11 protein-coding genes are annotated in these 14,494 nt (G+C 39.3%); 8 read left to right on the top strand and 3 right to left on the bottom strand.

Going from position 1 to position 14,494, the window contains the following annotated elements:
- The first annotated feature begins 45 nt into the window (after positions 1-45).
- Positions 46-3,237 (top strand): efflux RND transporter permease subunit, encoded by a 3,192-nt coding sequence (locus EFY79_RS05925; protein WP_123119740.1) that lies wholly within the window; start codon positions 46-48, stop codon positions 3,235-3,237.
- Positions 3,238-3,272: 35 nt separating this feature from the next.
- On the opposite strand, the gene EFY79_RS05930 is transcribed toward EFY79_RS05925, so the two are convergent.
- Positions 3,273-3,923, bottom strand: a complete 651-nt coding sequence (locus tag EFY79_RS05930) for a phosphatase PAP2 family protein (RefSeq protein ID WP_123119741.1) — start codon at positions 3,921-3,923, stop codon at positions 3,273-3,275.
- A gap of 101 nt (positions 3,924-4,024) precedes the next feature.
- On the opposite strand from EFY79_RS05930, the gene EFY79_RS05935 reads away from it, so the two are divergent.
- The 3 genes from EFY79_RS05935 (at position 4,025) to galE (ending at position 6,930) form a co-directional block, all read left to right on the top strand.
- Positions 4,025-4,705 (top strand): DUF47 domain-containing protein, encoded by a 681-nt coding sequence (locus EFY79_RS05935; RefSeq protein ID WP_233577930.1) that lies wholly within the window; start codon positions 4,025-4,027, stop codon positions 4,703-4,705.
- Positions 4,706-4,810: 105 nt separating this feature from the next.
- Positions 4,811-5,821, top strand: a complete 1,011-nt coding sequence (locus EFY79_RS05940) for an inorganic phosphate transporter (RefSeq protein WP_123119742.1) — start codon at positions 4,811-4,813, stop codon at positions 5,819-5,821.
- A gap of 53 nt (positions 5,822-5,874) precedes the next feature.
- The gene (galE, locus tag EFY79_RS05945) at positions 5,875-6,930 is read left to right on the top strand and encodes a UDP-glucose 4-epimerase GalE (RefSeq protein ID WP_123119743.1); all 1,056 of its coding nucleotides are present in this window, start codon (positions 5,875-5,877) and stop codon (positions 6,928-6,930) included.
- Between the two features lie 70 nt (positions 6,931-7,000).
- Here the strand turns inward: galE and EFY79_RS05950 are convergent, their stop codons facing one another.
- On the bottom strand, positions 7,001-7,792 hold the full coding sequence (locus tag EFY79_RS05950; protein ID WP_123119744.1) for a glycoside hydrolase family 16 protein: 792 nt from the start codon (positions 7,790-7,792) through the stop codon (positions 7,001-7,003).
- A gap of 255 nt (positions 7,793-8,047) precedes the next feature.
- Between EFY79_RS05950 and EFY79_RS05955 the strand changes: the two genes are divergently transcribed.
- Both EFY79_RS05955 and EFY79_RS05960 read left to right on the top strand, forming a co-directional pair.
- On the top strand, positions 8,048-8,722 hold the full coding sequence (locus EFY79_RS05955) for a GNAT family N-acetyltransferase (protein WP_123119745.1): 675 nt from the start codon (positions 8,048-8,050) through the stop codon (positions 8,720-8,722).
- 125 nt (positions 8,723-8,847) lie between these two features.
- Positions 8,848-9,309 (top strand): lipocalin family protein, encoded by a 462-nt coding sequence (locus tag EFY79_RS05960; protein WP_123119746.1) that lies wholly within the window; start codon positions 8,848-8,850, stop codon positions 9,307-9,309.
- 95 nt (positions 9,310-9,404) lie between these two features.
- Here the strand turns inward: EFY79_RS05960 and EFY79_RS05965 are convergent, their stop codons facing one another.
- A complete protein-coding gene (locus tag EFY79_RS05965) occupies positions 9,405-11,861 on the bottom strand; it encodes a M1 family metallopeptidase (protein ID WP_123119747.1) in 2,457 nt (818 codons plus the stop codon).
- 101 nt (positions 11,862-11,962) lie between these two features.
- On the opposite strand from EFY79_RS05965, the gene EFY79_RS05970 reads away from it, so the two are divergent.
- On the top strand, positions 11,963-13,444 hold the full coding sequence (locus tag EFY79_RS05970) for a DUF4476 domain-containing protein (protein ID WP_123119748.1): 1,482 nt from the start codon (positions 11,963-11,965) through the stop codon (positions 13,442-13,444).
- 22 nt (positions 13,445-13,466) lie between these two features.
- The gene (truA, locus tag EFY79_RS05975) at positions 13,467-14,273 is read left to right on the top strand and encodes a tRNA pseudouridine(38-40) synthase TruA (protein WP_123119749.1); all 807 of its coding nucleotides are present in this window, start codon (positions 13,467-13,469) and stop codon (positions 14,271-14,273) included.
- Positions 14,274-14,494: the final 221 nt, after the last annotated feature.

Below are 14,494 nucleotides of genomic sequence, written 5' to 3' on the forward strand. Positions count from 1 at the left end.
AGTTTAGAGTGGTTGGTAAAATAAGTAACGAATTAAGAACTTGAAATGATCGCAGAAACTTTTATAAAACGACCGGTTACAGCAATTGTGATTTCGATTGTAATCGTGCTCGTGGGTATTATTTCAATAACCAATCTTCCGATTGCGCAATATCCGGATATATCGCCGCCAACGGTTTCAATTAGTGGTAACTTTATCGGCGCAGATGCCAAAACGGTGGAAGAAACAGTGACAACGCCGCTGGAAACCCAAATTAACGGGTCGCCCGGCATGTCTTATATTACCAGCAACAGTACTTCAAGCGGCAGCAGTTCCATCACTGCTACTTTTGATGTTGGCACCGACGTAGATATAGCTGCTTTAGACGTGCAAAACCGGGTGAACGTAGCGCTTCCTACCTTGCCTGATGCGGTAAGGAGGCTGGGAGTCAGGGTGCTGAAACGTAATCCAAGCTTTATTGAAGTGCTTGCTTTTTATTCACCTAACGGAACTCACGATTCGAAATTTATTGGCAACTATGTAAATATTTACATGGTGGATGCATTAAAACGCGTACCGGGAGTGGGCGATATCACTGCGTTTGGAAGCGATTTCGGAATGCGTGTCTGGCTGGATCCGGAAAAACTGGCTGCGCTGAAATTGACGCCCGCCGATATCACCGCGGCTATTAATGAACAAAATCTTGAAATAGCGCCCGGCACAGTTGGCGGTGTTCCCCAGCCGGGTATCCAAAGTTTTGAATACAGTATATTAACCAACAGCCGTATCAATACGCCTGAGCAATTCAAAAATATTATAATACGCTCTGACCCGGCTACAGGAAATATTGTTTACCTGAAAGATGTGGCAAGAGTAGAATTAGGAAAATTTACCTATGCAAATAATGCCCTGGTAGATGGCAAACCCGCTACATTTTTATTGATCTTCCAGGCGCCGGGCGCCAACGCCTTAGAAACTTTTAATGGCATTAATAAAGAGCTTGAAAAATTAAGAAAAACTTTTCCCAGCGATATAGATTTTTCGGTTCCTTCCGAATCAGTTTCTGTAGTGAAAACTTCAATGAAAGAAGTAATTACTACACTTTTGGAAGCGCTTACTTTGGTGGTAATCGTGGTGTTTTTATTTCTCCAAAACTGGCGCGCGACTTTAATTCCTGTGTTGGCCATTCCTGTGTCGCTGATTGGAACATTTATATTTTTTGTGCCGTTTGGATTTACGATCAATACGCTTACTTTATTCGCATTTATCCTCGCCATCGGAATAGTGGTAGATGACGCGATCATTGTGGTGGAAGCGGTTCAGCATAATATTGACCACAACAATTTATCGCCAAGAGATGCGACAAAGAAAGCGATGAAGGAAATCTCTGCGCCGGTTATTGCCATTGCACTTATTTTGGCTTCCGTATTTGTTCCCGTGGGATTTATACCGGGAATAGTTGGAAGATTGTACCAGCAATTCGCCATTACGATCGCTGTTTCAGTTATCATTTCCGCATTTGTCGCCTTATCATTAACGCCCGCCTTGTGTACTTTAATGCTCAAGCATTCTAAAGATGAAAAAGCTAAAAAAGGCTTGTTGGGCAAATTCTTTTTTTCTTTTAATAACTGGTTTAGAAAAACCACCAATTCTTATTCAAGAGGCGTAGCGCTTTGGATAAGAAGATGGCCCTATATTATTGTGTTGCTTGTGGTAATTTTTGTGGGATTATTTTTCCTTTTTAAAGCAAAACCCACCGGTTTTATTCCACAGGAAGATGAAGGCAGGCTTTACCTTACTTATGAAATGCCGGAAGGCGCTTCTACCAACCGAAGCATTGAGATGCTGACACAAATCCAACAAAGATTGAAAGCTATTCCTGAAATAAATGAAGCTGGCGGATTAGCCGGGTATAATATAATCAGCTCTTCCAATAAATCCAATGTAGGAACAATGTTCATTCATCTAAAACCCTGGGACGAACGTAAAGGAAGTGAACACAGCCAGCAGGCCGTGATGCAGAAGATTTATCAAAAAACTGCCGATATAAAGGGCGCAAAAATCCTGGTAATAGCGCCACCTGCTGTGCCCGGGCTTGGCCGCACTGCAGGATTTACTTTTGAACTTCAGCAAACTACCAGCACAGACGACATTCAGCAGTTTTCCAAAGTGACCCAGGATTTTTTAGGCCAGTTAAATAAAATGCCTCAAATCGGTGGCGCTTATACATTTTTTACAGCCAATACGCCAAGCTACCAGGTAAATGTAGATCGTGAAAAAGCAAAACAACTGGGCGTTTCGGTAGCAGATGTATACAATACCATGTCCACCTTGTTGGGAAGTGCCTATATCAATGATTTTAATTTATATGGAAGAAACTTCAGGGTGGTTTCCCAGGCAGACAGCAGTTATCGCTCATCACTTAGTGAAATCGGGAAGTATTATGTCCGCAATAACCAGGGAAATATGATTCCTTTAAGTTCTTTAATTACGACCCAACTTATAGAAAGTGCCACAGCAATATCTCACTATAATATTTACCGTTCCATTGAAATTAACGGAACGCCTGCGCCCGGTTACAGCAGCGGCCAGGCGATTGATGCATTGAAAGAAGCAGCGGCAAAATATTTGCCCACAGGTTACGGGTATGAATTTTCAGGAATGAGCAGCGAAGAAATAAAATCCGGCAACAAAGCGGGGATGATTTTTGCTATCTCCATCGTTTTCGTATTTCTTTTCCTTGCTGCGCTATACGAAAGCTGGTCTGTACCGTTCTCCGTATTGTTGGCAGTTCCTATTGGCGCATTGGGCTCTATCATTGCGCTCACATTTCTGCCAGGTCTCACCAATAATATTTATGCACAGATAGGATTGATAACGCTGATAGGGCTGGCGGCGAAAAATGCCATATTGATTGTGGAGTTTGCCAAAGACAGGGTAGACGCAGGCATGGATTTAATGAAAGCTACTATCTCAGCAGTTAAGCTACGTTTAAGGCCTATCCTGATGACGTCTTTTGCATTTATACTTGGCGTTTTGCCATTGGCTTTTGCTTCCGGGGCCGCCGCTGAATCGCGCAAAACCATCGGCTGGACGGTTTTTGGAGGAATGCTGGCAGCAACTTCACTTGCCATCTTTATCGTTCCGGTTTTGTATGTAGTAATTACAAAAGCGGCTTACGGCAAGAAGAAATTAGCTGAATTAAAAGCAGGATATAAGCCAGAAGAGCATGAAGAATTTGAGGAAGATATTGATTGATATCAGCAGACAAACAAATAACCTATTTTCTTATTTTACGCCGGTGGAAAATCACCGGCTTTTTTTTGTTGCATTTTTTGATAAAACGGGTAAAACAACATCCAGCAAAGTATAGCGAACAAAATACCGGTAAGGCTTCCAATGGTAACATCCACCATAAAATGCTGCCCAAGATACATGCGGCTGTAACCTACCAGCGCGCCAATTATTAATAAGGGAATAGCAGTTAATTTATTTTTAGAAACAAAAGCTACAATGGATATCAAAGCGAAAATTGACGCGGAATGCCCGGAGGGGAACGAATGATAATTATGAAGCGTTACGTTCTCAATAAAATATGGATAATTTGAATGTTCAAGAAAAACCGCGGGGCGGGCTTCGGAAATAAAATATTTTAAAACCTGCGCGGCAATGCCGGAGGAGGCGAAACTCATAAATACCAGAAGGCTTACAGATTTCTTTCTTACAAATAAAAGTACCACACAAAAAGCGATCGAAAAAAAACCGTCGCCGAGCAGCGTAATGCCCTGGAAAATATAATCAAGAAATTTGGTGTGGTAAGGATTCAACAATACAAAACCTGCCTCCTTCGAATTGGCAAATAATATAAATAGCGCAAAAATCAATATCAGAAAATAGCCGGCAAAAAATAAAATGTTTTCTTTAAAAAGGGATTTTATGGTCATTCAAAATAAATTCAGAATTTTCAAAAATAATGAATGTAAACCCAAATGGGAACTGTAGCATTTGCTAATAGTATGTTTTTGTAAATAATTCGAAAACAAAAATGGTTTTACAGCGATTGTATTCTATTTTTGCCACCATGGGAAATTCCATCTTAAAATTTTTTCTACCCAAGGACAAAGTCTTTTTTCAATTATTTGAAAGTGTGGCTGAAACGGTAGTTCAAATGGCTGAAAAGCTTAATGAGCTGGTACATGAAAAAGATTTTTCCAAAAGAAGCCTTTTAATAAAACAAATTGAAGATCTGGAACACGTAAATGATGACAATACACACAGGATCTTCACGGAGCTGGGAAGAAACTTCATTACTCCATTCGACCGTGAGGATATTCACTATCTTGCCACTTCCCTCGATGATATTTGCGATTACATCCATTCGGCTTCTAAAAAAATCAATTTTTATAAAGTAAATCCCGACAATCCAACCTTTCACAAGTTTGCTGAATTAATCTTAAATAGCTGTGTTGAAGTGCGCAAGGCGGTGACTGAGTTAAGAGACATGAAAAATATCCGTAAAATAACAGATGCTATGGTTGCCATTAATAGTGTGGAAAACCAGGCGGATGATGTTTTTGACCTTAGCATTGAGCAGCTTTTTGAAAATGAACCCGATGCGAAAGAGGTAATCAAGAAAAGAGAGATTTACCAGGTGATGGAAATTGTGACAGATAAATGTGAAGATGCCGCCAATGTGATTGAATCTATTATTATTAAGTACGCTTAATGCTTTAAGCCGAAAGCAAAAAGCAAAAATAACAGAACTCAAACTAAAGATGGCGGCTTGCTTTTGGCCCTTAGCATTTAGCCTCAGGCATTTTAAAAGAAATATATGCTCGTTTTCCTGATTACGATTATTGTTCTTGCTCTCGTCTTTGATTATATTAATGGTTTTCACGATGCCGCCAACTCTATCGCGACTATCGTTTCCACAAAAGTTCTTACGCCTTTCCAGGCAGTGCTTTGGGCAGCTTCCTTTAATTTTATTGCGTTTTTTGTTTTTCGTGAACATAAAGTGGCAGGCACGATTGCCAACATTATGTCTGAAAACATTATTAATTTTAAAACCATAATTGCAGCTACTATCGCGGCTATCAGCTGGAACCTGCTGACCTGGTATTATGGCATTCCTTCCAGTTCTTCCCATACGCTTATCGGAGGTTTGGCAGGCGCAGCGCTTGCCGCTGGCGGAATAGCAGGGGTAAACACACACCCGGTTTTTATTGCATTAATATTTATGGTGCTTGCACCAATTATCGGGCTTCTTCTGGGATTTGCCATCACGGTTATTACGGTACATATTGCTAAAAGATCGCGGCCCGCAAGGGCGGAAAAATGGTTCCGCCGCCTTCAGTTGCTTTCTTCTGCCTGCCTTAGTCTTGCGCATGGGGGGGGCGATTCTCAAAAAACAATGGGATTAATTTTGACAGCAATATGGTTTTATGAAAAAACTGTGCATGGAGCTACGGTTTCTATACCTGAAATGGCGATGCCTGAATGGCTGCCCCTGGCTTGCTATTCTGCCATTGCCCTCGGAACCATGTCGGGAGGCTGGCGCATTGTAAAAACAATGGGAACCCGGATCACAAAAGTAAATTCCCTTGAAGGGTTTTGTGCAGAAACCGCAGGAGCTGTTACGATTTTTCTCACTATTGGATTAGGAATTCCGGTTAGTACCACTCATACACTCACTGGTTCTATAGTTGGGGTGGGCGCTACAAAACGCTTATCAGCCGTGCGCTGGGGAGTCACTATTAATTTACTTTGGGCATGGATACTGACCATTCCCGTAAGCGCCCTCGTTGCCGCTGTGGTTTACTATATCATCCATTTTCTTTCCTGAAATAAGTTGATGCTAGCTCCTGTTTTATAATCAATTTTATCTTACTTTGTAATATGAATAAAATACTTGTTACCGGCGGTTGCGGATATATTGGCGCACATACGATAGTAGATCTTATAGAGAATGGGTTTCAGCCTGTTTCTATTGATAACAATTCCAGGTCGACCACATCGTTGCTTAAAGGGATCAAAGAGATCACCGGAGTTACTGTAAAGAATTATAAGGTGGATTTGGCCAACTTCGATGATACCTATGCCGTATTCCAGGAAAATACAGATATACAAGGCATCATTCATTTTGCCGCATTCAAGGCGGTTGGTGAGTCAGTTGAAAAGCCATTACTGTATTATGAAAATAATTTGATTTCGCTTATCAATGTTTTAAAATGTGCCAAGGAATTTAATGTACCACATTTCATTTTTTCTTCTTCGTGCACGGTATATGGCGCACCTGATAAGATTCCGGTAACCGAGCAATCACCCATTAAACCCGCAGAATCGCCCTATGGCGCTACCAAGCAAATGGGCGAACAAATAGTGAGGGATGTAACCCAAACCGGCGGACTTAAAAGTATTTTATTGAGGTATTTTAATCCGGTTGGCGCTCACCCATCTGCACTGATAGGGGAATTGCCTTTGGGAAAACCTGAAAACCTGGTTCCGGTAATTACTCAAACTGCTGTGGGAAAAATAAAAGCCTTAACCGTTTATGGCGATGATTATGATACAAGAGACGGTTCGTGTATCAGGGATTATGTTCATGTTTGCGATATTGCCCATGCTCATACGCTTGCTTTGCAAATGCTGATGGAGAACAGGAATGACAGCGCTTGCGATGTATATAATCTCGGCACAGGCAACGGAGTTTCTGTTTTGGAAGCCATTAACGCTTTTGAAAAAATTAGCAAGGTACAATTGAATTACAAAATCGGTCCGCGCCGGCCAGGCGATATTATGGCGATTTATGCCGATAATTCCCTGGCGAAAGAAAAATTGAAATGGGATACAAAATTTTCTCTTGATGAGATGATGGCTACAGCCTGGAAATGGCAGTTAAAACTGGAAGACGATGAAAAATTGCACAGCCATCATAATTTTCAAATGAATTAATTGATATCCTGCTCAAACAAAAATTGCGATTATTTATTGCTTTACTAACATTGGGCAGCATTCTAGTTTTTTATTGATACACTCTCACATAATCCACTTCCATAATTTCTTTTGAAACATCCGGAGCTACAGGCCCGCCGAAATTGCCTCCCATGGCCATGTTGATGATAATAAAAAAATTGTGGTTGAAAGGGATTTCTTTTAAATTTTTTACGGTTTGATATACTTTACCATCCACGGAAATTTTTATTTCTTTGGGCGACCACTCCACTTCGTAAATATGAAATTTATCAGCATTGGCAATCATGGTTGTTTTGCCATTGGCATGCGCCCCTGAATGGCCCGGATAATGAAGTGTGCCATATATTTTATTTAAATCTCTTCCAAGATGTTCCATAATATCAATTTCACCGCAGGCCGGCCAGCCAACAGAATCGATGTTACTTCCCAACATCCAGATAGCAGGCCACGTGCCCACTCCTGTTGGTAATTTAGCCCTCGCCTCTACGCGTCCATATTTAAATGAAAACTTGTCTTTGGTTAATATGCGTGCTGAAGTATATTCACTTCCTTCGTAGTTTTCCTTCAAAGCGGTGATGTGCAATGTACCATCGCTCACATTTACATTCTGTGGCCTCTTCGTATAATATTCCAATTCCTGGTTGCCCCAGCCACCGGCGCCTAAGTTATAATTCCATTTGGAACTATCCGGTGCACCATTATAATTAAATTCATCTGACCAAATAAGGTTGGTATATTTTTTTTGTGCAATACAATTTTGAAGAATACATGACTGCAGACATACGAAAATTATTGCAAAAAAGTAACCGCGGTTTTTTAAAAAATGTGGTTGAATGTTCATTTAAAAAAATTATGAAACTCGTTTATAATACAATTTTTTAAAGGTAAGTAAAGTAAAGCTATACCGGCAGTTATCAAAACGCTTTCTTATGCATGTAATATTTTTGATAAGATGCGTCAGGTTAATTTTTTATTTTAATGGCGGATCATTTTTTAATTATTTATTTTAATTTCACTGGTGTATTTATAATACTTTAGCGAGTTGTTTTTTTTGGGAACATGCACTTGGTCATTCCGGCATGTAAATTTTACATTAATGATCCAGGATTTTAAATTTCCCCTCCACATCACTCCCGAAGAATTGGATAGCTACCTTGAAGCGGGCTGGTATAGGATGGGACAATGTGTCTTTACTACTGATTTCGTGGAAAGAGATGCGCTCTTTTTTCAGACCATATGGTTGAGAAACCGCCTCAGGAATTATCTTCCTTCAGTGAGCTTGAAAAAGCTGGAAAAAAGAAATAAAAATTTTAAAATAGAAATTCTGCCTTTTCATTATGATGAAACCTATGAATTGCTTTTTCAAAAATACCGCGATTCACTTCCTCCGGGAAGAGCCGTGAGCCTGTATAATTTTCTTTTTGGCGACAGCGCCCTTATTATTTTTAAATCGTGGGTAATGAACCTGTATGATGGAGACAGGTTGATAGGGGCTGGGGTATTTGACGTAGGGAAAAAAAGTGCGGCAGGAGTGGTGAGTTTTTATGATCCGGATTATAAAAGCCACAGTATAGGCAGATTTCTTATTTATAAAAAAATTGAATACTGTAAACAGAAGCGGATTGATTTTTTTTATCCTGGTTATTTTGTAAAGGGCATTAAGGCCTTCGATTACAAGTTGGAAATCGGGAAAGATTGCCTTGAATATTTTGATATGTCAAGGCGTTTATGGAAGCCTATTTCTCGGCTGGCAATCCGGAAAGATTTTTAATGTAAAGAACAGTAAACGAATAAAAAGAATGAAATTTTATTTTCTCAATCGCCTGGAGCTGCATAAAGAGTTGGGCTTGGTTAAATTTAAACTATTCACTTAATGTTTTCTAAAAATCAATTTAAATGAAATTAACGCTAAGATTTTTTGCAATGATTATTTTATTTGCTGCATGCAAAGTAAAGAGTTCGTCCGAAGCGATAACCGCTCCGGCTTTGCCCATAGAGGGTACGTGGAAATTACTTTCGGGCACTCTTATCGAAAAAGGCGATACAACGGTTACTGAGTACACGAAAAATATTTCATTTATCAAAATAATCAACAAAGACCATTTTGCTTTTTTAAGCCACGACGTTAATGCGCCCGACTCTGCAAAAACTTTTGACGCCGGTGGCGGTAGCTATTCTTTAAAAGACAGCACCTACACAGAGCATCTTGAATATTGCAAGGAAAGAGAATGGGAAGGGCATGATTTCTCATTTACCATAACTATCAAAAATGATACACTTACGCAAAGTGGAATTGAAAAGGTAGACAATGCCGGCGTTGACAGGATGAACATTGAAAAATATGTAAGGCTGAAGTAAAAAACGCAATATTATTTTAGAAGAAATTTTCTAATTTTTTTTATTTCAATGAAAGAGCAGGTGATTCACCTGCTCTTTCATTTATTTACCTGTATTTATTTCAGTAATCCATCGATATATACCGCTAAATCTGTATTGCCATTCGCCCTTTGTGCCTGGCTGATTTTGCTAAAAGCATTTTTAAAAGTAGGATCAATATAGCTGTGATATTGCGCAGGAATTTGATTTCTGAACTTCATAATTTCATCTACGCTTTTTTTCACATTCTCTTTATTTTTCAGAGATGAAAGATATTTTGCAAATGCAACAGAACTCATTATTTTATCCTGGGTGGCGGGTTGATTACGATAGTGACTGAATAAAAATCCGAAATCATCTTCAGCTCCGTTTTTATAAATAATTTCGGCTACCACATCGCCCAGGTCACCGAGGGCATCACTGCTGTATTTTTTTGCCAATGTATATGCACTGGCTGGCTGCAGCATTACCAGGCCTTCCAAAGAAGCGCCTGCTACTGAATAGGAAGAGTCATTTATATTTTTTTCAAAAATTGGTAAGTACTTTTGGTTATTCATTTTTGCCAGCATCTCTATTGCTTTCGCCTGCACTTTTTTGCTTTCATCATCTTTAGCCATTTTTTCTATTACATCCAATATAGCTGCATCGGAATATCCATTTGATTCTTCAAAATATTGCAAAGTAAGTAGCCGCAAGCCCCAATATTTATCATGCAGGCCTAAAGAGAGGCTGCTTGATTTATTCTTTCCAAAATACTCAAGCGCTTCTCTTCTGTCAAGATAATTGCCTGCGTATTTATATTGCTGCTCAAATTCTTCAGCAGATTTATTATCCTTTTTAACGGCTAGCAAAACTTTGTCGGCATCTACGTTTACCAAAGAAGGTTTTTGCGGGCTCTTAAAATAAAAAGTATCTGATGGATTTTTTAACCAAACCTTGTATCTTTTTTTATTGGCGCCGGAACTGTAAATGTCAATAGAAGTCGGTAATTCAAAAATCTTTCCTGTTTTCTGGGTTTGGTTTACGATTATTCTTTCTACGCCGTCGCTGTAATTATAATGGATATCCAGCGCAGGCTGCCCACTTCCATAGTACCATTGATTCCAGAACCAGTTTAAATCCTGTCCCGTTACATCTTCAAATACAAGTCTTAGCTCCTGGGCTTCTGCTGGCTTGAATTTATACCGGTTAAGATATTCATTCAAAGCATTAAAAAAAGCTGAATCACCTACATAATTTCTTAACATGTGTAAAATGCGGCCACCTTTATTATAGCTTACCGCATCAAAAACATCTTCTTTGTTCTGGTAATAGAATCTGACTAAATCTTTGCCACTACTACCGCTTAAAAGATAATCTTGCATGTCCTTAAAGTTTTTGGCATCTGCATCATCTTTTCCATACCGGTGTTCTCTCCACAGGTATTCGCTATAGTTGGCAAAAGATTCATTAAGCGTGATGTTGCTCCAACTTTCACAGGTAACCAGGTCGCCAAACCAATGATGAAAAAGTTCGTGTGAAATATCATCTTCCCAAACATTTCCATCTACCAGTTGCCTCGCATTCTGATAGGCGCCATCCTGGTGCAGGGTTGCAGTGGTGTTTTCCATCGCGCCGCTCACATATTCGCGGCCAACGATTTGATCATACTTCGGCCAGGGATAAGGAAATTTTAAAAGTTTAGAAAAATAATCAATCATGGCCGGTGTTTCCCCAAAAATTTTCCTGGCTACAGGCTCATATTCTTTTTCAACATAATAGTTCACCTCCATATTTTTATACTTGTCTTTTACGATGGCATAATCGCCTATGCCCATGAAAAATAAGTAAGGAGAATTGGGAAGATCCATTTTCCAATAATCAGTCCTTGTACCGTCTGTATTTTTTTGCTGGCTTACCAGAAGACCATTGCTTAGCGTTACATTTTTAGACGGAACGGTCATTAGAATTTCCTGTGTTGTTTTCTGATCCGGCTTATCAATAGTAGGAAACCATGTACTGTTAGATTCGGTTTCTCCCTGGGTCCAGATTTCCTGGTGTTCATCTGTATTGCCTAAAGGATTTATGAAATACAATCCCTTAGCATCGGTAATAGCGGCGCTTCCGGCCAGTTTAAGTTCGTTGGGTTTGGAAATGTAATTAAGATAAAGGGTATACTTTTCATCTTTTTTATAAGTCTTATCCAGCACGATTCGTAATTGCATGCTGTCATCATAAGAATACTTTAACGGGATTTTTGATTTACCATTTACTAAAGCAATTTCATTAATCGTCATTCCTTTCGCATCCAGGGTTAATGAATCGGTGGGATAAAAGTGCGGCTGAAGGGTAACCCATTCTTCTCCATACATCCATTGTTTTTGGTAATCAAATTTTACAGATAGTTTGGTATGCACCAAATCGTTGATTCTTGGATATGTTCCACGATAAACGGACTCCCACGCGGTGTCAGTTGTAGGCTCATCCTGGCTATCCTGGGCCATTGCATAATTAATTATTCCTGACAGCAAAAGCACAAACAGCATTCTTTTCATAAAAAGTATTTAGGAGCGCAAAATTAACCGTAATTATAAAAACTTCTTATTTTTCGCTGGCATGTCAATTTTAATTATTTATATTGGATAGATTTGCTATCATGTTGATTTGTCAAGTTAAAAAGCCGCTTTTTGTTTTACTGGTAATACTCATTGCGTTTAGCGCCAGGGCCCAGCAAGATCATTTTGTTTACCTGCAGACTGACGATGGCAAGCCATTTTATGTAAGAATGGATAGTAAAATTATCAGTTCTTCTTCAGAAGGATATGTCATTCTTCACAACATAACCAACGGTGCCCACCAGATAAATGTTGGTTTTCCGAAAAACGAATTCCCCGAAGAGCGTTTTACGGTTTCAGTTGATAATGGCAACCAGGGTTTTCTCATCAAGCATTTTGATGAGAATGGGTTGCAACTGTTCAACCTGGAAACTCTTGCCTTAATCAGCGGCGATAAAGATACCAGCACTAAAGCGGTGGTTATAAAAGAAGACAATAATGAATTCACCAGGATGCTGGCAACCGTGGTAAAGGATTCTACAATTTTGCAGAACCATGATGTCGCAATAATCAATTCCTCAAAACCAAATGATACTGCGAGTGCTGCCGTGCAAACGGATTCTGCTGCACAAAGTAAAGTAACAAGCATCGCTGCTGCCACCAATAATACCAGTTCGTCAACTAATGAAAAGACGACTGCAGATAGTAATGAGATAGCTGCAATATCACCATCACCCGGAGCTGAAAATAAAAATGTGCACTCCGATAGAGATACTTCTGTGTCGAAGCTACTTAGCAAAAACGATCAGAACGGCCTTCAATTGATTTATGCAGACAATTCAGGTGATGCAAAGGACACTGTAAGAGTGTTTATGCCTTCAGTTAAAAATGAAGCTGATTCAGGCAGTAAAGCAATAAATAACCAGGATTTTAATTTAGCAAATCAAAAGCAAACGAAATCTGAGCCGCGAGTTGATCAGCTTACGATTACGCCCACCAAAACAGATTCAGACGAAGAAAAAAATGGTGGATTTGTATTGAGAAAAGATTCACTTTCTGAAAATCCTGCCAAGCCCAAGAGTCAAACAGCTCCTGAGCAGGTATTTTATATCGGCCCTAAAGAAAAAAGCACGGATAGCGGAAAAGAAAAAGAGCAGGGAAAAAAGGGATTATTCAGTGGGCTTAAAAATGAAAATTCTCAGGCAAAAGAAAGTGATAATACTGAAAAAAAAGCAACGAACAAGATACAAGTATTGCCAAAAGTGGTTACCTCTTCAACTGTTAATTCCGATTGCAAATCATTTGCGGATAATGAGGATTTTTTAAGATTACGGAAAAAAATGGCCTCTGAAGATGATAAAGAAAATATGATTAAAATGGCTAAAAAATATTTTAAATCAAAATGTTTCAGTACTGCGCAGATAAAGGATTTATCCTATCTCTTTCTAACGGATGAAGGCAAGTATATGTTTTTTGACATAGCCTATCCTCACACTTCTGATTCTGACCAATATTCATCATTGGAATCTCAACTAAAAGATCCTTACTACAGGAGCCGGTTTGAAGCCATGGTACGACATTAATTACCATTAATCAGTTAGCATCATGCGCTTTTTTATTGAGTTAAGTTATATGGGTACTGCTTATTCGGGTTTTCAGATTCAGCGGAATGCTAATTCCATCCAGGCTGAAGTAGAAAAGGCCTTATTGATTTATTGTAAAAAAGCAATAGTGCTTACCGGATCTTCCCGCACAGATGCCGGCGTCCACGCAATTCAGAATTTTTTCCATTTTGATTCCGATGAATTTCCTTGCAATTCCACGGAGAATTTACAACAGCCAAACCTTATAACACAACTAAGCAATTGCGTATATCATTTGAATGCCATGCTTCCGCGCGATATTGCAATCATCAGGATTTTTAAGGTAAGCGATGAAGCGCATTGCCGGTTTGATGCAAGTTCGCGCGAATATCACTATGGCATTTATCAGCGAAAAAACCCTTTTGTTGAACGAACAGCCTATTATTATCCTTACAGGTTGGACGTGGAAAAGATGAACAAAGCTGCTGCTCTCATCGTAGGCGAAAAAGATTTCACCTCCTTTTCAAAAAAAAACACGCAGGTCAGGCATTTTCAGTGCACGGTAAAGGAAAGTGAATGGTCATGGCAAAATGATAAGCTGATTTATACAGTAAAAGCAAATCGTTTTTTAAGAGGTATGGTAAAAGGATTGGTAGGCACAATGCTGAGGGTAGGAACTCAAAAAATTTCGGTAAAAGAGTTTGAGAAAATTATTGAAAGCCGCGATTGTAAGCAGGCTGATTTTTCGGTTCCCTCGCATGGGCTTTTTTTGGTAAAAGTTGAATATCCGCCTTTATTGCTTCTGCCTTACCACGATGCTCACGATTGATTAGGCGCGGTGGTTTAAAACAGGCGCAAATAAAATAGAGTAAAAAATATTTTTCTTCCAAACCCGCTGTGGTATGGCATTCTACAATCCTTAACAAAAAATATTTAAAATAGTTTTGACTGAGAAGTTATCTCGTCCTATCTTTGCAATCCGCTCGAAAAAAAAGAGCATAGTTCTTAGAAAAAACAACCAGAAAAAATGAGGCTTTTAAGATTTAAAAA

This window comes from Hanamia caeni (assembly GCF_003721595.1).
GTDB lineage: Bacteria > Bacteroidota > Bacteroidia > Chitinophagales > Chitinophagaceae > Ginsengibacter > Ginsengibacter caeni.